The 20,434-nt window shown below is 58.6% G+C and carries 18 protein-coding genes; 15 read left to right on the top strand and 3 right to left on the bottom strand.

All coding sequences use genetic code 11. The annotated features are described in order from the left end of the window. Window positions 1-81: 81 nt before the first annotated feature. The 5 genes from BA177_RS02495 to BA177_RS02515 all read left to right on the top strand — a co-directional run bounded on the left by BA177_RS02495 (window position 82) and on the right by BA177_RS02515 (window position 5,827). On the top strand, window positions 82-2,019 hold the full coding sequence (locus tag BA177_RS02495; RefSeq protein ID WP_068618774.1) for an OPT family oligopeptide transporter: 1,938 nt from the start codon (window positions 82-84) through the stop codon (window positions 2,017-2,019). A 314-nt stretch (window positions 2,020-2,333) separates the two neighbouring features. Then, the gene (locus BA177_RS02500; RefSeq protein ID WP_068612445.1) at window positions 2,334-3,443 is read left to right on the top strand and encodes an ABC transporter permease; all 1,110 of its coding nucleotides are present in this window, start codon (window positions 2,334-2,336) and stop codon (window positions 3,441-3,443) included. 2 nt (window positions 3,444-3,445) lie between these two features. Next, window positions 3,446-4,246: an ABC transporter ATP-binding protein gene (locus BA177_RS02505; protein ID WP_068612447.1), complete on the top strand. Its 801-nt coding sequence runs from the start codon at window positions 3,446-3,448 to the stop codon at window positions 4,244-4,246. Beyond that, a complete protein-coding gene (locus BA177_RS02510; RefSeq protein ID WP_156762659.1) occupies window positions 4,236-5,189 on the top strand; it encodes an MlaD family protein in 954 nt (317 codons plus the stop codon). Before BA177_RS02505 ends, BA177_RS02510 begins: the two co-directional genes overlap by 11 nt. Continuing rightward, a complete protein-coding gene (locus BA177_RS02515; RefSeq protein WP_068612451.1) occupies window positions 5,186-5,827 on the top strand; it encodes an ABC-type transport auxiliary lipoprotein family protein in 642 nt (213 codons plus the stop codon). The genes BA177_RS02510 and BA177_RS02515 overlap by 4 nt, the downstream gene beginning before the upstream one ends. Before the next feature lie 104 nt (window positions 5,828-5,931). Here BA177_RS02515 and BA177_RS02520 read toward each other — a convergent pair whose 3' ends face one another. Both BA177_RS02520 and BA177_RS02525 read right to left on the bottom strand, forming a co-directional pair. Continuing rightward, entirely contained in the window at window positions 5,932-7,272 is a 1,341-nt protein-coding gene (locus BA177_RS02520) for a DUF2330 domain-containing protein (protein WP_068612453.1), read from the bottom strand. Further along, window positions 7,263-8,108, bottom strand: coding sequence for an RnfABCDGE type electron transport complex subunit D (locus BA177_RS02525; RefSeq protein WP_068612455.1), 846 nt, complete (start codon window positions 8,106-8,108; stop codon window positions 7,263-7,265). The genes BA177_RS02520 and BA177_RS02525 overlap by 10 nt, the downstream gene beginning before the upstream one ends. Before the next feature lie 215 nt (window positions 8,109-8,323). Here BA177_RS02525 and BA177_RS02530 point away from each other — a divergent pair, with 215 nt between their 5' ends. The 10 genes from BA177_RS02530 to BA177_RS02575 all read left to right on the top strand — a co-directional run bounded on the left by BA177_RS02530 (window position 8,324) and on the right by BA177_RS02575 (window position 19,226). Continuing rightward, the gene (locus tag BA177_RS02530) at window positions 8,324-8,689 is read left to right on the top strand and encodes a DUF6249 domain-containing protein (protein ID WP_068612457.1); all 366 of its coding nucleotides are present in this window, start codon (window positions 8,324-8,326) and stop codon (window positions 8,687-8,689) included. A gap of 59 nt (window positions 8,690-8,748) precedes the next feature. Beyond that, on the top strand, window positions 8,749-9,252 hold the full coding sequence (locus BA177_RS02535; protein WP_197493288.1) for an RNA polymerase sigma factor: 504 nt from the start codon (window positions 8,749-8,751) through the stop codon (window positions 9,250-9,252). Between the two features lie 7 nt (window positions 9,253-9,259). Beyond that, window positions 9,260-9,583 (top strand): hypothetical protein, encoded by a 324-nt coding sequence (locus BA177_RS02540; protein ID WP_068612461.1) that lies wholly within the window; start codon window positions 9,260-9,262, stop codon window positions 9,581-9,583. 120 nt (window positions 9,584-9,703) lie between these two features. Continuing rightward, window positions 9,704-9,910, top strand: coding sequence for a hypothetical protein (locus BA177_RS02545; protein WP_068612463.1), 207 nt, complete (start codon window positions 9,704-9,706; stop codon window positions 9,908-9,910). A 56-nt stretch (window positions 9,911-9,966) separates the two neighbouring features. After that, window positions 9,967-11,250 carry a cysteine desulfurase-like protein gene (locus BA177_RS02550; RefSeq protein ID WP_068612465.1) on the top strand — a complete coding sequence of 428 codons (1,284 nt, stop codon included), beginning with the start codon at window positions 9,967-9,969 and terminating at the stop codon, window positions 11,248-11,250. A 121-nt stretch (window positions 11,251-11,371) separates the two neighbouring features. Continuing rightward, window positions 11,372-12,832: an argininosuccinate lyase gene (locus BA177_RS02555; protein WP_068612467.1), complete on the top strand. Its 1,461-nt coding sequence runs from the start codon at window positions 11,372-11,374 to the stop codon at window positions 12,830-12,832. 83 nt (window positions 12,833-12,915) lie between these two features. Next, entirely contained in the window at window positions 12,916-13,485 is a 570-nt protein-coding gene (locus BA177_RS02560; RefSeq protein ID WP_156762661.1) for an RNA polymerase sigma factor, read from the top strand. Then, window positions 13,482-14,558 (top strand): FecR family protein, encoded by a 1,077-nt coding sequence (locus BA177_RS02565; protein ID WP_068612470.1) that lies wholly within the window; start codon window positions 13,482-13,484, stop codon window positions 14,556-14,558. Before BA177_RS02560 ends, BA177_RS02565 begins: the two co-directional genes overlap by 4 nt. A gap of 110 nt (window positions 14,559-14,668) precedes the next feature. Continuing rightward, the gene (locus tag BA177_RS02570; protein WP_068612472.1) at window positions 14,669-17,674 is read left to right on the top strand and encodes a TonB-dependent receptor domain-containing protein; all 3,006 of its coding nucleotides are present in this window, start codon (window positions 14,669-14,671) and stop codon (window positions 17,672-17,674) included. A gap of 64 nt (window positions 17,675-17,738) precedes the next feature. Beyond that, complete coding sequence (locus BA177_RS02575) at window positions 17,739-19,226, top strand: SLC13 family permease (protein WP_068618776.1); 1,488 nt, start codon at window positions 17,739-17,741, stop codon at window positions 19,224-19,226. On the opposite strand, the gene BA177_RS02580 is transcribed toward BA177_RS02575, so the two are convergent. Then, window positions 19,220-20,404, bottom strand: a complete 1,185-nt coding sequence (locus BA177_RS02580; protein ID WP_068612473.1) for a M14 family metallopeptidase — start codon at window positions 20,402-20,404, stop codon at window positions 19,220-19,222. The two genes, BA177_RS02575 and BA177_RS02580, sit on opposite strands and share 7 nt — an antisense overlap. Window positions 20,405-20,434 lie beyond the last annotated feature (30 nt).

Raw genomic sequence — 20,434 nt, forward strand, 5'->3', positions numbered from 1 at the left:
TTTTCAGCGAGCTGATACGATGCTTTGCACGGCTCGCAACAGCCAACCTGCACGAAAAACAACAACAAGGGGAACGCTTCAATGAACAATCCCGGCATGGCGCAACTCACACCGCGTGCGGTAATTCTGGCGATAGTCCTCGCCATGATCCTCGCCGCGGCGAATGCTTATCTTGGTCTGTTCGCTGGCTTGACGGTTGCTACCGCCATTCCGGCTGCGGTCGTTTCCATGGGTGTGTTGCGTTTGTTGGGCGGTGGCACGATTCTCGAAAACAACATCGTGCAAACCGGTGCCTCCGCAGGCTCATCGATTGCCGCGGGCGTGATCTTTACCATTCCCGCGCTGGTCATCCTTGGCTATTGGGATGACTTCAAGTACTCCTGGGTGCTGGTGATCGCCGGTCTCGGTGGATTGCTGGGCGTGCTTTTTTCAGTGCCATTGCGACGCACGATGATCGTTGAAGATCCCCTGCCATTCCCGGAAGGCAAGGCAGCGGCCGAGGTATTGAAGGCTGGCGATAACCCGGGTCCTGGTCTGAAACTATTGGCGATTTCCAGTGTGTTGGGCGCATTTATCAAGGCCTCCGCCGCGAGCGGTATGCGCATGATCCCGGATAGCTGGGCGATGGCCGGGTTCTTCGGCAATGGCAAAGTACTGGCTTACTTTGGTACTGGCCTGTCACCCGCGTTACTGGGTGTAGGTTACATCGTCGGCCTTAACGTTGGCATCGTAGTGTTGTCGGGCTCAATTATCTCCTGGCATATCGCCATTCCGATTTTTAACGCGTTTTTTATGGACACAGATCCGGCGTTGGCGGCACAGACGGCAGGCTCCGGAGCGGCGGACACAGCGTTCGCCATATGGAATGCGAAGATTCGCTACCTTGGCGTCGGTGCGATGTTGATTGGCGGCGTATGGACGCTGTTCGCATTGCGTAAATCACTGGCGTCCGGAATAAAGAGTGGTTTTGCCGCTGCGCGCAAAGGCTCAGGAAAAGTGATCGCCGAGACCGAACGCGATCTGCCGATGAAGTGGATGCTGGTGTCACTCGTGCTGTTCGTAATACCACTGGCCTTGTTGTACCAGGCAATTGTCGGGCAGTGGATGGTCAGCATACCGATGACAATTATCATGATCGTGTCGGGCTTCCTGTTTGTATCGGTGTCTGGTTACCTCGCGGGTTTGGTGGGCTCATCAAACAACCCGGTGTCCGGAATTACGATCGCAACCATTCTGTTCGCATCGCTGGTGCTGGTGTTTTTGTTGGGAGGCGATTCCCCGATCGGTGCGGTGGCGGCCATTATGATTGGCGCTGTAGTCTGTTGCGCAGCGGCAGTCGGGGGCGACAACCTGCAGGATCTGAAAGCGGGTTACCTCGTCGGTGCAACACCGTGGAAGCAGCAGTTGATGCTGGCCATTGGCGCTTTTTCCTGTGCGTTGATCATGGCGCCGATGCTGAATCTGCTTGCGGCCGCTTACGGAATTGGTGCGCCGACGGACGAATTCCCCAACTCGCTGGCAGCGCCGCAGGCAACACTGATGGCGTCAGTGGCCAAGGGCATGTTTGGTGGTGACTTGCCGTGGGCCATGATCGCCATTGGCGCTGGCGTCGGTGCGTTCACAATCGCGCTCGATGAATTGCTCAAAGCGCGGAAGTCGCACTTCCGTGTGCCGGTACTCGCAGCAGCGATAGGCATCTATCTGCCACTGGAACTAATGGTGCCGATTTTCCTTGGTGGCTTTCTGTCTTATCTCGTAGAACGCAAGCACAAGGTGAGTGGTGATGGGGAAGACAGAGATCATGTGCATCGACCGGGTACGTTGTTCTCCGCCGGGCTGATCACCGGTGAGGCACTGATGGGGATCGCCATTGCGATACCCATCGTGTTGAGCGAACGGGCCGACGTTCTGGCATTGCCGGACGGCTGGCATTTCGGGCAATGGGTCGGGTTGTGCGTACTGGCCATGGTCGGCTGGCTGCTGTATCGCAGCGGCACCCGGAGTTCCGGTATTACGTAGTTTGGCAGCGGCTGCCGGGCAGGCTGTGCTCCTGTCCCGGCAGTACATCGCGGCAGTGAACGTCTGCCCGTTCTTGATTGGCGGTAATTGCCGGCCTGAAGGCAGGCTCAGCGAGTCAGTGCCGTACTTGTGCAACCGGTGTTCCTTTCCAGCTGCCAACTGACCCGGGTCCGCCGCCAGGAGGCCCGCTCGCGTCATTAGGTTTAAACCCCTATGCAATCCTGCTGGCGGCTGTGTTACTAATTGAGTCCGACCGACTGGATGAGGAGGCACCGGCATGCGCTGCGTGATCTTGCAGCTGACGGGCGGGTCCGTTGACTGAAGCTGCCAAGTGCGTATGGGCGGAAAACCGCCTTCGTTGCACGGGCAACTGGACCGCCCGGCAGCTGGGCGAGCTCGAGCGTGCCCGGGCCGGCCTGAAGAGTCCGTCAGCAACCGTGGGTGTCGATGTCAGCGGGATTCGGCGCATGGATGCCGCCGGTGCCTGGTTGCTGCACGGCATGCTCAAACAGCTGCGTGACGGTGGCACCCGGGTCGAGCTTGAGGGCGCCGATGCCCGGGTTGGCGCGCTGCTGGAGCTGGTCGCAACACATGCGCCCGTCATGCTCAGCCCGCCGCGACCAGCGTCGCCGACCGTCATTGAGAACATCGGGCGCCACGCGCGGCAGCAGTGGCAGGAGTACCGGGCATTCCTCGAATTCGTCGGCCGGACGGCGGCGACCGTTGCGCGCGCGACTTTGCAGCCGCGCAGAATTCGTTTCTCGCTAATCGCGAAAGAACTGGAAAGCGCGGGCCTCAATGCCTTGCCGATTGTCGGCTTGCTGGCGTTTCTGATGGGTGTCGTCATCGCTTACCAGGGCGGCATAGTCCTGCAGGATTACGGTGCCAGCATTTACATTGCGGACATCGTTGGCTTGTCGACCGTGCGTGAATTGTCGCCGTTGATCACAGCCATCATTGTTGCCGGCCGGACCGGGTCGGCCTACACCGCGCAGATCGGCACGATGATGGTGACCGACGAAGTTGACGCGCTGCGCAGCATTGGTATCCCGCCACTGGAAATGCTGGTGCTACCGAAAGTGCTGGCGCTGATTATCGCACTGCCACTGCTCACGGTATTCGCTGACCTGCTCGGGCTGATCGGCGGAATGGTCATGTCCAGCAGCATGCTCGGTATCAACTCGGCGACCTATATGGGCAGGTTGGCCGAAGCGCTGACGCTGGATTCCTACCTGAGTGGTGTCGGTAAGGCGCCGGTGTTCGCGTGCATTATTGCCACTGTCGGTTGTTTTCAGGGATTTCAGGTGTCGGGCAGCGCCGAGAGTGTCGGCCGGCAGACGACCATCAGTGTGGTGCAATCGATCTTTCTCGTGCTCATAGTCGATGCGATTTTCTCCGTCGCCTTCAGCAAACTTGGAATCTAGACATGCCTGCTGAACCGACTGTGCAGAAGAGTCGCAACGAACCGGTGGTTTGCGGACGAGGCCTGTCAATGTGTTTTGGATCGCGGCTCGTGCTCGACAATCTGGACCTGGATGTGCGCGCAGGCGAAGTACTGGCCATCGTGGGCGGCAGCGGCAGCGGCAAGTCCACATTGATGCGCATACTGGCTATGTTGATGGCGCCGAGCAGTGGCACGGTGAGCCTGTTTGGCAAGGAAGTGTCGGTCAATGAAGATGATGACGATGTCACGTTGCGGCGTCGGCTGGGCATCATGTTCCAGCAAGGCGCACTTTTTGGCAGCCAGAGCGTACTGGAGAATGTGTGCGTCCCGTTGCTTGAACACACCAGTTTGTCCAGGCCGTTTGTTGAACAGCTCGCCACCTTGAAGATTGCGTTGGCCGGACTGAACCCGGATGCAGCGACCTTGTACCCACGGCAGCTCAGTGGCGGTATGCGCAAGCGCGCGGCGGTCGCGCGTGGAATTGCACTGGATCCCGAGATACTGTTTCTAGACGAGCCGAGCTCCGGACTGGACCCGATCAGTGCCGATGCAATGGATGAACTGGTGCTGCAACTGCGCGATACCTTGCAGCTGACAGTTGTGCTGGTAACGCATGACATGAACTCGCTGTGGCGGGTTGCCGACCGCATAGTGTTGCTTGCCGATGCGCGTATCGCCGCCATTGGCTCTCTGAACGAGTTGCTCGAATCGGACAACGCAACGGTACGCAGCTTTTTTGACAGTCGCCGCGGCCGCGCTGCAGGAGGCGCTCATGGACAATAAGTCGAGCTATACACTGGCCGGTGCATTCGTACTGGTGCTTGGGGCATTGTTTATCTGGGGCATCTTATGGATTGCGGCGGGCGGTCGCCCGCAAAGTGTCAACCGCTATGTGGTTTACATGACGGAATCTGTGTCAGGCCTGAATGTCGATTCAGCCGTCAAGTACCGTGGCATGCAGGTGGGCAAGGTAGAGAGTATCGATATTGACCATGCAAACCCCGAACGTATCCGGCTGCTGCTGCAAGTGCGCGATGACACGCCAATTACCGTTGATACGATGGCCACCCTGGACTATCAGGGCCTGACCGGACTGGCCACGGTCAATCTGAGCGGCGCAGCCAGCAACTCCGCACGCCTGACCCGGCAGGGTAACGAAGACTATCCGGTGATTCGTTCGGAGCCGTCGCTGTTTGCCAGGCTGGATTCGACCACAACCGATCTGATCGGCAGCCTCATACTTGTCTCCGACAATATCAATGCGCTGCTGGATGAGAATAACCGTGAGAATGTGGCTGCCGCGCTCGACAATGTTGCACAGTTGTCGGCAAATCTTGCGGCACAGTCGGAGCGGACGCAGCGCATTATGGACCGGGTTGATGCGAGCCTTGCGAACCTGCAGGAAGCGAGCAAACATTTCCCCAGCCTCGCGGAGGATGCACGCGACAGTGCGCAGTCAATCACACGCATGGCCGACAGGATTCACGACGCCAGCGCAAACCTTGATGCCGCTGCCGGCCAGATTGCCACGATGGTCAGGCAGACTGGCGGCGACTTCGCCGAGTTCAGCGCGGCTGCTTTGCCGGAGATCAGCGCGATGCTGGATGAATTGAGGATTACCGCGGAACAGCTGCGTGCCGCGAGTGAAGAGCTGGCGAAAGATCCCAGCGTGCTGGTGTACGGTCGACAACCGCCAGAGCCGGGCCCCGGGGAGAGCCGCCCGTGATCACGGTCATCTGCAAGCGGAACTGGCGCTGCCATCTGACCACAGTGTTGGCCCTGATGTTTCTGTCGGCCTGCTCATTGCCCGGTGCGAAAAAAGCGGTCAGTGAGCGTATCTGGGTACTCGAAGACCATGCCGCTGTTAGCATGGCCGGCCCTGCCGCCTGCATTGTGCGCATCGGTCGTGCACGGGCGGCGCCGGGCTTCAACACCACGCGCATGTTGTACCAGCGTGCACCGCAACGACTTGAATATTTTGCCTGGCAGTCGTGGGCGGATACCCCGCCGGCCATGTTGACCTCGCTCGTGTCGGGCAGGCTTGAACGCAGCGGCACTGTGGCGGCGGCAGTCACCGGTACGACGGATGTCGCCAGCCGTGCGCGCCTCGATCTCGATGCATTGCGCGTCTTGCAGGTTTTCGAATCGTCAGGCAGCTACGTGAACGTTGAACTCCGTGCTCAGCTACTCTCCCAGCCGGAGCGGGAGCTGCTTGCCATGCGCCGTTTCGCGTACCGGGTTGCTGCCGACCAGGCTACGCCCGAGGCAGGCGTCGCGGCTGCTAACGTTGCAGTTGGCCGCTTGCTGAATGACTTGCAGGACTTCGTGGCATCGGCACTGGCAAAAACATCCTGCCCGCAATAAGTACGGTTCTCAGCGTACCGGTCGAGGTGTTGCGGCTGGTGGCTGTGCCCAGTGCGTGATATCGGGCGCGGCCTGCACGCCGCGCCCGAGTCGTTGCCGGTATTTCAGTTCCAGAGCTTCTTCCACCAGGGCAGAGACTCCGGCGCGTCGCTGCCGTCAAAGAACGGAATGCGTGCACGTATGTCCTCGAGATCCCAGCCGGTGAGACTGGCGAGTGTCCTGGCTTCCTGTTCCTGACGTTCGCGCACGGCGGTCTGGTAGCTGCCGGCATCGCAGCTGATATCGCCTTTGAACGGATGGCGGATCACATAGCGACCCTGAAAATTGCCGCGATCGCCGGTCTCGTGAAACATGAGATCTTCAGGAAACCGTTCGCCGTCATAACGTACGTGCAGGCGGGTAACAAACACGTTCTGTGCCGGCGCTGAGATTTTCTGTTGTCGTCCGGGGTTACTGCTGTCGCTGACCCAGAACACGCCCAGGTTCCGCAATTGGGAGGCGCTCAGCGGATTAGCGGCGCACGGGTCACACCATGCCATGTCCCACGCGTATTCCAGAAACACCGCACGACCGTTTTCTTTCTCGGTCTGGGTCTGGAACATGGAACGGTAGAAGTCACTGAACCCGGCCTGCACGTACTCCGGTATTTCCTGGTTGCTGGGTAAACGCACCGTCCGGTAGTTGGTTGTCTCAACCCGCCCCGTACGTGTCAGGGCATACACGAACAGCTCCTGTTCGCCTCTGGCGTTAACGGTCCCAAGCCGTATGGGCAGCATGAAGCGATTGCTCTCATAGGCGACCTGGATGGGCCGCAATTTCTTGTACCCGAGTTTGCTCTGTTCTTCGAGGTTCACCTTTGCAACAAAGAAGCGCATGTCCTGTTTCAGGTAGCTGTTGATTACCGGTTCGGCGCCTGCTGGCAGTCGGTAGTCGTGTTCCCTTAACCAACTGACGAGTCCGCCACTTTCTTCAGCGGACAGAATCAGGATGTCGTATTCGCCGACGGTGTACTGCGCCTCAATCGTGACGCCGTCCGCACTCGCACTGTTTTTTAGCTGCATCAAACCAGCAGGAGCTCTCGATTCCATCGCGCTGTCTTCGCGCATATAACGGCGCTCACACGGGTCGGGGTCGTGGTACTCAACCAGCCGCGGTGCGGTGTAGGCGTCGAGATGGGCGATCAGGCTGCCGTCAGCGACATTGATTTGGTCACGCTCGATGAAGGTCGGTACCGGGATGACTACGGCGAAGTCCTTAGTATCGCCCTGGAAATCGTTGGCCATTGTGATGACCGTTCGATTGCCGTCGCGGACCAGGACGACCTGGGAGGCTTCGTTGTAGAGTGACGTGTCGGCGCGTGCGACATAGAAGCCGCAGAATGCCTCGGCGGTCGCGCTGATAGCCACAGTGGCCAGCGCACAGACGGCAAACAGGGTTATTCGCATTGTCTTGCTCCTTCGGAGTGGGTTTTTGTCAGAGGTCGCGCGGTCGTTTCGACCCAGCGGTAATGCCGGCCCCGCAGGACCACATCAATGAACGGAACCACTGGCGCGGCAAAGAACAGCGCAAGCATGGGTCCGTAGGGTTGGTAATAGATGAACTGGATTGTGTGCGCGATCAGCGCAACCAGTGCACCGAACAGACACCTGCCAAGCGCCGTGTTCGGGGTGGTCTTTGGGTCGGAAATCATGAAGAACGCAAAGATCAGCAAGGCGCCATTTTGCAGGTGATGCAGCGGTATGCTGAGTGGATCACCGAGCCACAAGGCCCTGCCTGTCAGCAGGGCAGCGTAGGCGCCGAGGAATGCGAGGGTCGTTTCTGCACGACGCGCGCGCGTCAGTACCAGAAAGCCGAGGCACGCCAGGGCAAACGCAGCGATGGTCGCATTGCCCCATTGTCCGGTGGATATCCAGGCGCGCTCAGTGAGCAGCATGAGGCCGACAATTGCAAAATTCGCCGGATTGAAAATGTGTTTGCCGTTGTAGCGCAGCACGAATTTGCTGCCGATCGCGGTAAAGGCAGCCAGCGCCGCGACGCCCGGCAGGTCGGTGCGCAGCAGCAATGTCAGCGACAATGTAGTGACCATGGCACTGCGCGGGTCGAAGAGTGGCACGCCACTCAGGCGCCCTGCCACGTATTGCGTTGCCTGAGCAGTAATCAGGATGATAAACGCGTGCGTCCAGGATATGCCGAAGTCGAGCACAAACACTCCGGCGGCAACGAGCGTGGTCAGCACGGCAATCTGGTAGTAGCGTGGGTCTGATTTGAGCAGGGTTTGCATGGCCCTTGTAAACGCGTCGCCGGGCCATTCGGGGTTTGATTTCGCTGTTCGGGTCTCCCTCGGATCCGGGTGTAAAGTCGTAAGTCACTGAATTAATAAGGAAAAATAGTCTCTCCGGGCATTTTTGATTTCGCTGCTGCAAACTGCATCCAAAACCGCGGCGAGAGTCATCTGTAGGTTGTCAGGCACCGTGGGTGCCAAATTCGGAGACCATAATGAGTGAAGAACTGATTCCTGTCGTGATGTTCATAATGATCGGTGTGGTCATCACAACGGCGTTCTATTTCAAGCATCGGACGCGCGCCGAAATACAGAAAACAGTGCGTGTCGTACTTGAAAAGGGACAAGAGCTAAGCCCCGAACTTCTGGACAGCCTGGGTGAGCCAAAAAAGTCCGGCAACCATGACCTGCGACGAGCATTGGTTTTCATGGCGCTGGCGCTGGCCACTGCCACATTTGGCTACCTGCTGAACGAGGAAGATGTGGCAGAGAAGTTAGTGGCCATTGCGATGTTCCCGTTTTTCATCAGTCTGGCTTACCTTGCGATGTGGAAACTGGGTAAAGGTGAGGGCTCAAACTGAAGATTGCCCCGCATCAACTTGCGCATACCGATGAACTGGAGCTCATTGCGCGCTCCAGGGTGTCCGGCGATGCGGATTGCTTTGGCGAACTGATCAGGCGGCACCAGTCACAGCTCCGGTTGTTTCTGTTGCGACTGTGCCGTGAACCATCGCTTGCTGACGATTTAGCGCAGGATGCATTGATGCATGCATTCGAGAAGCTCGATGGATTTCGTGGTGATGGCTCGTTTGCCGGCTGGCTGATGCGCATTGCGTGGACGACGTTCCTTCAATCCAGGCGACGCGCCGATCGCTACCGCCAGGTCGTGGAACTGGCGGCGCAAGAGCCAGCAGCCACGAGCACCTCACCGGCGCAGGACGAAGTCAGCGATCTTGATCGCCTTTTGGCCGTGCTGACGACTGACGAACGCGCCATCATGATTCTTGCGTACAGTTGCGGCATGTCACACAGTGAAATCAGCAAAGCCGTGGACTTGCCGGTTGGTACGGTCAAATCGGTCATACACCGCAGCAAACAGAAGATCAGGCAGGACTTTGAAATCGACAATCATCAATTTGGGTGACTACCGTATGGACGACGAAGACCGCAGGTTGCGCGATTTGTTTGGACCCGTAACGGTGCCGGATGACGGCTTCAGCGAGCGTGTTGTCAAACGCATCAGGCGCCGGCAAAGGTTGCAGCGTTTGCTGTTGCCGCTGGCACTGCTGTTCGGCGGGGTATTCGCGGCGCGGCCGGTAATGGCGATACTTGATGAATGGTCGTTACGGCTGCATGGCCTCGCTTCGGACCTGGTGGCGGCAGGCAGCTTGATCTCCGGGTTGACCGGCACCATGGTGCTGGTGGTGCCGCTGCTGGTTGCTGGCGCGCTGATTCTGCGCTGGCTGGAAGAATAGGCCGCCGGACCGGCTCCCCCGGTGCACTCCTCACGGCGGTCAGAGGGCTGGTGGCCCCCGTCGTCACAGAATGCAGCGGGCGTCGTTGAATAGACCCGGTCCGTCGTATACATTGCCCCGATGAACCTCCGTGAACAGGTTGAAGAGCTGTTACCCAACTGGGAACGCTGGTACCCGAGTCTTTTTGACGCGGCCAACGATCTCGGCGTTATTCGTGCCCAGGTGTGCGACCCGAACTCACTGTTGTTAAGCAACCGTCATTCGGGCGTTCGCAAGAGTGCCGAAGACGCGCACCGGGAAAAATGGGGCGGCAACGTCCAGGAATAAACACGGCCGACCGCCCGATCGCTGCCGCCTAAATCTGAGCACAAGCAGGACCTGAAATGCCCTATAAGCTGAGCGCGATACGATCCCAGTTCCCAGCCCTCGATATTTCGGACAATGGCCGGCAACGCATATATTTTGACAACCCGGCCGGCACGCAGGTACCGCAGATCGTCATTGATCGCATCAGCGAATGCCTGATTGAGTCGAATGCCAATCTCGGTGGTTTTTTCGAAACGTCACAACGCGCTGACGCGGTCGTGGACGATGCGCATCAAGCGATGGCCGACCTGCTGAACGCCGCATCGCCCGATGAAATTGTGTTCGGTCAGAACATGACCACGCTGACATTGCACATGTCGCGCTCAATTGGTCGGCAACTCAAAGCAGGCGATGAAATAATTCTGTCGCGCATGGATCACGATGCGAATGTTGCGCCGTGGTTGTTGCTTGCCGAGGATCTTGACCTCGTCGTCAAATGGATGCCTTTTAATACGGAGACGTTTGAGTTCGACCTGGCCGAATTCGACAAGCTGCTCAGTGCGCGGACGCGGCTCGTTTGTGTCGGCGGTGCCAGTAATCTGATTGGCACGATCAATGACATCAAGACGATCAGTCAGAAGGCACGCGAAGCGGGTGCCTGGTCGTTCATCGATGCCGTGCAGCTGGTGCCGCACGTGGCGGTTGATGTGCAGGACCTGGGCTGCGACTTCCTGGCCTGTTCAGCGTACAAGTTCTTCGGGCCGCATCAGGGTGTGTTGTGGGGACGGCGGGAATTGCTCGAGTCACTCGTACCCTACAAAGTCAGGCCGGCTCCGGCCGGCATTCCCGGTTGTTTTGAGACGGGGACCCAAAGCCACGAGGGCATGGCCGGGACGGCTGCCGCCGTTGACTACTTCGCCTGGATTGGCGAGTCGATGGCCAAGAATTTCATGGCGTCCAACAAACGTTATCAGGGTCGTTGCCGTGCAGTGCACGCTGCTCTCGACTACCTGTTCGACTACGAACGTAGCCTCGCCAGCCACCTCATCCGTGGTTTGCGGCAACTGTCCGGCGTTCGGGTGCTGGGCATCAGCGACGACAATGCGATGGAACGCCGGGTGCCAACTGTTTCGTTTGTAGCTGCGGGTACCGAGTCGGCCGCAATTGCCGAACAGTTGGCGCAACGCGGTATTTTCGTCTGGAGCGGGCACAATTATGCCGTTGAAGCAGCGCGTGTGTTGGGCATCTACGATACCGGCGGAGCCGTTCGTATTGGTCCGGTGCATTACAACAGCGTGGACGAAGCAGACACGCTTCTGAATGCACTCAACGATATTCTGCCGCGCGCCAGCGCCGCCTGACTGCCGGGTCACCAGCGCGCATCCAAGCTGCCAACGGGAGATGGTGGATTCTTCCTCCCGTCGCGTTATACAGGAACGTGACGTCATCGCGCGTCCGTCTGACTGTTCTGGGGGAGAGGCCTTGCGCTACTGGAAATTGATACTGCTGTTTGCCGGTGTGACGAGTGTGCCGGTGACCGCAGAGACCTTGCATGACGATTTCGCACACCTGGCCGAGATCAATATCGCTTCGTTGATCATGTTGCGCGAACAAGCGTTGTTGCCCGATCCGCTTGCACAGCGAATTGCCGCCGCCACGGCGCAGATCGTCAGCGAACAATCGGCGCACGGTGCGCGACGATCCTCGAACTACCTCGACTTTGAAGCACGCCTGCTGGAAATCGCTGGCGTTGAGGCATCCCGACTGCACACCGGCCGCAGTCGCCAGGATATCGGCTCGACCCTGCGGCGCATGGCATTGCGTGAATCGTTACTGGACGTTTACCGGGCGTTGCTCGAGGCACGGTCTGCCCTTCTGGCGCTGGCTGAGCAGCACGTTGAGACTGTGATTCCCGCGTACACGCACGGCGTGCAGGCTCAGCCAACCAGTCTTGCGCACTACCTGCTGGCCTTCTCTGCGGCATTTGAGCGCGACAGTGAGCGCTACCAGCAGAGCTACGCGCGACTCAATCAGAGCCCATTGGGCGCGGCGGCGCTTGCTACGTCCGGTTTTCCGCTGGACCGCGAGCGACTGGCCGAGCTGTTGGGTTTTGAAGCGCTGGTGATTAATTCCTATGACGCGAACCTGGTGTCGTCGGTGGACTCGAAAATCGACTACGCGAATGCGATGGTGGCGTCCGCGGTACCCATTGGCCAGTTTTGCCAGAACCTGCATACGCAGTATCACGGTACCGCGCCGTGGATCTTGTTGGCCGACAGCCAAACCGGCGTGAGCTCGATCATGCCGCAGAAGCGCAACCCGCGGCCGCTGGATCGCTTGCGCAGCTCAGCGACTGCCGTCGTCGGCAATGGTTACACCGTCATATTGAATGCACACAACACGAATTCCGGCATGAATGATTACCGCGACGGCGCGCAAACCCTGCTGACAGCCGAGCATGCGGAAAAAATGTACCGGCGCTATGCCACACTGATCCGGAATCTCGTTGTTAGTCCGGAACGCGCACTCGCTGAAATCGATGCCGACTATGCAACGATGACCGAAGTCGCCGATGTGTTGTTGCGTGAAGCGGGTATCGCGTTTCGCGAGGGTCACCACTATGCATCCGAGCTGACAACGCGCGGACGAGCTGCCGGCAAGAAGCCCAAAGAGCTGACCGACGACGAACTACTCGACACCTGGCGCGAGCTTGCTGATGGCGAACTGCCGCTGCCGATCGCTCGAATCCGGGCGGCCATGGACCCGCAGGCGATGGTTGCAGCCCGGCAGGGACGTGGCGGGCCACAGCCCGCCGAAGTCGCACGGATGCTGCAACAGCACAAAGCTGAACTGGCAACAGGGCAGGGCTGGTTGGCGGCCGCCAGGCAGCGTCTCACCGCCGCCGCCGAACAGCGGCAAAGCCTTTTTGAATCACTGTTGTAGCGCCTGACCCATGCCGGCCTGGCTTGTGCGCCGGATTTCTGTTGTGGCAAGGTGTTTGGCAGTACGTTGATGGAAGTTCGTTTATGGAACCATCGAACGAAAGCTTTGATGCCCTGGTCATCCGGACCAGAGATGCGTTAACCGCCTACCTGCGCCAGTATCTGACCACACCAGAAGATATACAGGATGTACTGCAGGAAGCTTATCTCAAGGTCTACTGCGTATTGCGCAACAAGCGTAACGTTGAACACATGCCCTCGTCGTTGTTGTACACCACGGCGCGAAATATTGCGCTGAGTCGCCTGCGCCACCGACAGGTTGTTGCCCGCAGTGCGCCAGCCGTCGCGGTCAGCGAGGAACTGCGCCGTGAGTCCCGCACTGCTTTTCAGCAGCTGAGCCGCAATGAACGGCGTCGCAGGCTGATGCGTGCCGTCAACGACTTGCCGCCGAAGTGCCGTGAAGTGTTCGTATTGCGCATGATTGAATCCCTCAGTCAGCGTGAAATTGGTGAGCGGTTGGGTATTGCTGTCAGTACCGTCGAAAAGCATCTCGCCAAAGGCTTGCGCCTGTGCAAGCAGACGATCGCTGCGCAGCGCGCGGCTAATGCGGTGGTTGAACATGTCGAACCAGCGTCACGCAAGGCGGCATCATGACGAATCTGGATGGCTGGATCGGCCGTAATATCCCGGACGTTATTCTGGACGACGCTGCCGCCTGGATGGCCCGGCTGGACTCCGATTCGTGCAACGATGCGGACCGCTCGATGTTTGCGCGCTGGCTCGATGCGGACCAGCGACATCAATGGGCGTTCGAGGAGCTTTCCGAGGTTTGGGCCCGGCTGCACACGCTGGTAGATGTGCGCCCCCTGCTCGACGAGCAGAACGTCGTGCGTTTGCCCGTCAATAATCATGGCGCACTGTCTGCGCAGTCACGGCAGGACGAGGTGCGCAGCGACTGGACGGCACTGGCAGCGTCAATGCTGGTCGTTCTCGGTGTCATCGTGCACGTTCTGACAGGCACACCGACAGCCTCTTATTCAACGACTGCGGGCGAAGCCATGGTGATGAGCCTCGACGACGGCACCCGTGTTGAGCTGAACGCACGCAGCAAAATCGATGTTCGCATCACTGACCGTGCACGGCTGGTGACACTGGATGACGGTGAAGCGGTATTTCAGGTGAGCAAGGACGCGCGACCGTTTGCCGTTAGGTCGCCGTACGGTTCCGTTGTTGCTCTGGGCACGACCTTCGCGGTCAGGACGACGCCACAGCTTATGCGTGTCTCCGTACTGGACGGTACGGTCGCTGTAAAGACCAGCCCGAGCCAGCCGTTACTAACCGAGCACGACAGTTCAAACTTGCCCACCCTGGTGGCAGGTGCCGTGTTGCTTGAGGCCGGCGACAAGCTGGACGTCACTGGTGACCGCGTCGAGCGCCAGGCGATCGTCGAGACGGCTCTGGATCGGGACCTCTCATGGCGAGATGGCTACGTGGAGTTTCTGGAGGAGCCGCTGGGAACGGTGATTGCCGACATGCAGCGTTACCTGTCCATCAACGTGCATATCGCCGGATCCGAGCTGGCAGCCTTGCCCGTCAGCGGTCGCTTCAGTACCAACGGGGCCGACGATTTCCTGCAGCATATTCAGAGTAACCCGGCAATTATTGTCGAACGCACCGATCCGCGCTGGGTGATATTGCGTCCGTCGGCGATCATCGCGAAGAACTGAGCCGCTGCACGAATAGCGGGTTTTCCGGAGCCGCGCGTTATACCCCTGATAAGTGATGTCCTGGTTGTTTCATTGGCCCGGGCAACAAAACGAATTCCAAGGGGGGAATAATGATACTTCGCAAACACATTGCGCGTACCTGGCAGTACGCCGCAGCCGTCACTACTTTGGCGTCAGCTTTAAGCATGATGGCCATGACGGTGCACGCACAGGAGGAAGGCGAGGACGATTCAGAGGTCGAGGAAATCGTTGTCGTAGGCTCACAGATACGGGGTGCGAGAATCACGGGAGCTCTGCCGGTGTCGGTCGTTGATGTTGAGCAGATCGAGGCGCTCGGTATCGATTCCGGCGACGAGTTGTTCGACTACTTGCCGGAGAACGGTAACAACTTCTTCAATGAAGCTGAGAATATCAGTGGTGGCGTGAATTCTGCGCGCGGCGACGTTGGTGCTTTCAATCTCCGCAGTCTGGGTACCGGCAATACGCTGGTGTTGATGAACGGGCGCCGCATGGTGAACTCGGCTACCTACCAGACTGAAGAAGTGGGCGGCAGTTTCGTGCCGGTCAATACGGTCAACTCGAACACCATTCCGGTGTTCGGAGTAGAGCGCGTCGAAGTGCTGCGTGAAGGTGCCTCGGCAATTTACGGCGCTGATGCTGTTGCCGGCGTCGTAAACACTGTTCTCAAGTCCGATTTCGAGGGGCTGAGAATCCGCACCAAGCTGAACGCTTACGATCACGTACCGCGCGAAGATCAGAGCATAAACGTCGAATGGGGCAAGTTCTTTAACGATGGTCGAACCAACGTTAATGTGATGTTCGGTTACTATCATCGCGATCGCGTTCGCTCAACGGACGAGGCCCGTTGGGCTGATTCGGATTTTCGTTACCGTGTACCGGCCGGTTCGCCGTGGGAAGGTTCCACATCGTTTCGCAATGACTCAGCGAACTCCATCTACGGTCAGTACGATATTCTCGGCAGCATCAGCGGAATGGGTTTGAGCGGCAACCTGACCGACTCCAGCGGCGAGTTTGAAACCTATCCAGCCGGTGATCCGCGTTGCCAGTGGGATCTCGGGTACGGTACCTGTGCCGGTATCGACGGTCAGGGCACCTACCGCTACAACCTGAACGAGGTTCGCGACGTATCCTCCGATCTGGATCGCATGAACCTCGTCGTGTTCATCAACCACGACATGCAGAACGGCATGCAGAGTTTCACCGAGTTGATGGCCTACCAGTCCAAGACCAATCTTAGTCGTCACCCCGCAGCGCCATTCAGCACCGTGAAACTGCGGGTTGCGGCCGACAACTACTACAACCCGTTCGGCCCGTGTGGCTCGCCCAATCGCCTGCCGGACAGCGTGATTGGCCCAGATGTGCCGTGTTCGGGATTGTCGCTGGAGATCGACAACTACCGCTTCACCGAGCTGCCGCGAATCATCGACAATGACGGTGACACATTCCGCTTCCTGCAGGGCTTCCGCGGTTCTTTCGACAAGTGGGATTGGGAAACGGCGTTAACCTGGTCACGGGCGACGAAAGACGACATTACTCATAACCGCGTCTCGAACACGCTTGCCCAGGAAGCACTCAATGACCCGACAGCGGCGGCTTACAATCCCTTCAGCGGTGGCGTGAACAACAACGTTGAACGCGTACTGGTGGACGTCAGCCGGCTGAGTGAAACCGAGTTGCGCATGGTTGACTTCAAGTTGTCCACGCCGGAATTGATCGAGCTGCCTGCGGGTCCGATGGGCATGCTGGCCGGCATGGAATACCGTGAAGAGTCTTTCGTCGACGATCGGGATCCGCGTCTCGACGGCACAATCGTATTCACCGATGCGCAGGGCGATACCTACCCGTTTGTATCGGACGTTGTGAATTCCAGTCCGACGCCGGACAGTTCGGGTGAACGAAACGTACTGTCACTGTTCAGCGAGCTGCAGATACCTTTGCTGGACAACGTCGATGCGCAGTTGGCATTGCGTTATGAGGACTTCTCGGACGTTGGTAATACGACAGTAGGCAAGTTCGCACTGGGTTGGCGGGTCATTGATCCTGTGCTGTTGCGTACTTCTGTTTCCACTGCGTTCCGCGCGCCGAATCTGGTCACTATTAACGAAGAAATCGTTGCCCGGCAAAATACGCGTACGGACTGGGCATGTTTCTACGCTGCGGAAAACGGCGGTGATCCTGATCAGAATACGCTCGACTGCACGAACTCGACGCAACGTATCGCCCAGGGTAGTGACAATCTGCAGCCGGAGGAGTCTGTGAACTTTTCGGTCGGTGTCGTGCTTGAACCTATCGAAGACTTGTCGATCACGCTCGACTATTGGTCCATCAAGAAGGACGACACGATAGGTCTGTTTGGTGAAGAGAATCACACGATACTGGACTTGATCGCGCGCATTGAAGCAGGCAATACAGACTGCGCCTCGTTCGTCGGTAATCCGGCAGTCAGTCGCGAAGCAACGGTCGATGTCGATGAAGCGGCGATCTACAACGCCGCCGGAATTTGCCCGGCTGGCCTGATTCAGAGTATCGATGATCGGTATGCGAATCTGGACAAACGCACGGTCGAAGGTTTCGACGTCGGCATCTACTACAACTTCGATTCACCGATTGGCAATTTCGACCTGCGTTACGTAGGCTCTTTCCTGAGCAAGTACGAACAAGAGGCAGGCGGTGATGCAGCCGAGCTGGTGGCGGCGCGCGAGTCAGGCTTGTTGCCGGCAAATATCCCAGTCGCCGGATTCGCCAATCTGATTCGCCTGGACGGCAATCAGAAAGATCGTCAGAACCTCACCGTAAGCTGGCGACGAAACGACTATCGCGCGTCAGCAACGATGTACCGGGTTGGCGATTTTTACCAGGACTCGCTGACGCTGGTCGATGGAACCCGCTACGAGGTGCCGTCTATGACCACTGTCAACCTGAAGGGCGCTTACACCTGGCGGTTCGGCGATGATCGGGACGTGCGATTCACGCTCGGTGTCAACAATGTTGCCGATGAACGCGCGCCTCTGGCTGATCGTTACTTTGGCTATTTCTCTGATTCGCACCGTGACCTTGGTCGGTACTATTACCTCGACGTTCGTCTGTCGCTGTAATTGGCTGCTGTATAGTCGGGGGGGAGCGTAAGCTCCCCCTTTTTTGCAATGGAATTCTCACTTGATCAGCAACGCTAAGCCGGCCGAAGCTTCCGTAAACCGCTCCCTGGATACCTACCAGATTGTTGGCCGCGTACTTGGGCCAGCGATCTTTGCACTGATGCTCGCGACGGAAGGCTGGCAGAACGTTATGGATCCGACAGCCTGGCGCGTGGCGGCCGTGGGTATCTGGATGGCCGTTTGGTGGGCGACGGAAGCCATTCCGGTGGCGGTCACCGCATTTCTGCCGATCGTGGTTTTCGAGCCGCTGGCAATCTCCAGTGTTCGCGATGCCGCAGCACCTTACGCCAATCCAACGATTTACCTGTTTCTGGGCGGCTTCATGATGGCGCTTGCCCTCGAGCGCTGGAATCTGCACCGGCGGATCGCGCTGGCGGTGTTGGACAGAACCGGTACCGACGGCAAGCGGCTGGTGGGTGGTTTCATGCTCGTGTGTGCCTTGCTCAGCATGTGGATGACGAACACGTCCACGACCATGATGCTGCTGCCGATCGTGCTGTCCGTAGTGGGCGTTATTCGCGACAACGTGGAAGGTCTTACCGACAAGCAGCGCGATGATTTTCAGATTGCCATGCTGCTGGGTCTTGCTTATGCAGCGAGTATCGGTGGACTGGCAACGTTGATCGGCACGCCGCCGAACGCATTGCTGGCGGGCTATCTTGCTTCCAACTACGGTATCGAAATCAGTTTTGCCCGCTGGATGGCAGTGGGCATCCCGGTCAGTTTCGTCATGTTGCCGCTGGCCTGGCTGGCGCTGACCCGTTACCTGTATCCGGTCAATATCCCGGCAAGTCAGGCGGTGCAGGATCACCTGCACGAGCTGCGGGCGGAATTGGGTGGAATGAGCACTGCTGAAAAGCGTGTGGCTGTGATATTTGGCGCTGTTGTGACGTGCTGGATGCTGCGCCGGCCATTGATGGACTGGCTGGGCCTTACCGGCGTGTCGGATACCGGTATCGTCATGGCCGCGGCTGTGCTGCTGTTCATGATACCGAGCGGCAACAAGGCACAGCCGCAGTTGATGACCTGGCACGATGCCGCCCGTTTGCCCTGGGGTGTCCTGATACTGTTCGGCGGTGGGCTGAGTCTGGCGGCTGCCGTTTCGAGTTCCGGTCTTGCCTTGTGGCTGGGTGAAAGCCTGTCACCGCTGAACGCGTTCGGCACGGCGGTGCTGGTGCTGGCGGCTGTGGCGCTGGTGATATTCCTGACAGAACTCACCAGCAACCTCGCAACCACGGCAACACTGCTGCCAGTCGTTGGTGCCATCGCTGTTCAGGCGGGTGTGCCACCGATCGTGCTGACTGTGCCGATCACGATCGCGGCCAGTTGCGCCTTCATGTTGCCGGTGGCAACGCCGCCAAACGCCATCGTGTTTGCGACCGGCACGATCAGCATTCCACAAATGGTGAAGGCGGGCGTATTTCTGAACCTCATCGGCATCGTCGTGGTTACCTTGACAGCGCTTTACCTGGCACCAGCGCTGCTTCAGTAGCCAGTTGGCGATTCCAGCATCAGGCGCATGAATTCTTCAGCGAAGACGACCGAGCTGCGCGCGATGGCGTCGCGTGCAACTTCATCACCGACTTCATAAGTAATGGCCGGAATGCCGTACGTGCCAAAGTACCAGTTCTTGGTATTGCCCTGAGTGGAGCGGGCACGGGCCTCGTGACTGAATTCGTAATCCGGCATTCGCGCCCGGGAACGATCCAGCCACATCGTTGCGAAATCACTTTGTCCAGGAAAGTCTTCGGCAAGCTGGGTATAGAACAGACTGCGGTTGGTCGAATGAAAGTCCAGCATGAACGCGGGTTGCCCGCCCGCTGCGATCAGCTGTTGCAATTGCGCGGCAAAGCTCGCGGTTTCCGGTTGTGTGAAGGTACCCCAGTCACGGTTCAGATCCACACCGTTGATGTTGTGGCGCCAGTGCCCCAGCGTTACGCCGTCAGGGTTCATGAATGGCGCAATGGCGAGCTGAAAGCGATCACGGAAAGCGTTTGCCAGTTCGGTATCGGCCATTAGTGTTTGCACAAACGGGCGCATGGCCAGTGCCCCGGTAATTTCCGGCGGATGCTGGCGGCCAAGCAGGACCACAAACTCGGGTCGCTGCGGTGTAATGGCCAGGTGCAGGGGGCGGCCGAGCGCGCTGCTGCCCAGGAGTTTGATTTCGACGCCGGGGTGTGCGCCAAGCTCGCGGAACCACTGCTGGTACCATTCGGCCGTCAGCAGTTCCTGTGCTGCAATCCAGGTAATCGGACGATCGGCCGGTACAGTCAGTGTCATTGTGTGCTGGTCGTCGGCAATACTGACAGCCGACTCTGGCAGCGCTTGCCAATGGTGACCGTCGTAGCTCACTTTCGGCCAGTAACGGGCGCGGTCATCGGCAAAATCCAGGGTAATGTCAACGGCGCCAGGCTCGGTGCGGCTCAGGCGAAACGCGTACCACGGGCTGGGATTGATGCGCTCATCTTCCGGGCGTATATCCATGCGGATATTGCCAGCGGCATCGAATGCGCATTGATAGAAATTGCCGCCGGCGAAGTAGGCGTCGACGTGCAGCCTGGCATTGCTGCAATGCTTCACCGGTGCGGTATTGATTGCCGTGCTTGAACAAGCGCCGGTGAGCAAGGCGAGGCCGACCAGCAGCCAGCCGTTCCGAATTCTGTTTGTCATTGGTGATTGCTTTCTTCTTTTTGAGGGCCG

The sequence above is a fragment of the Woeseia oceani genome (assembly GCF_001677435.1).
Taxonomy (GTDB): domain Bacteria; phylum Pseudomonadota; class Gammaproteobacteria; order Steroidobacterales; family Woeseiaceae; genus Woeseia; species Woeseia oceani.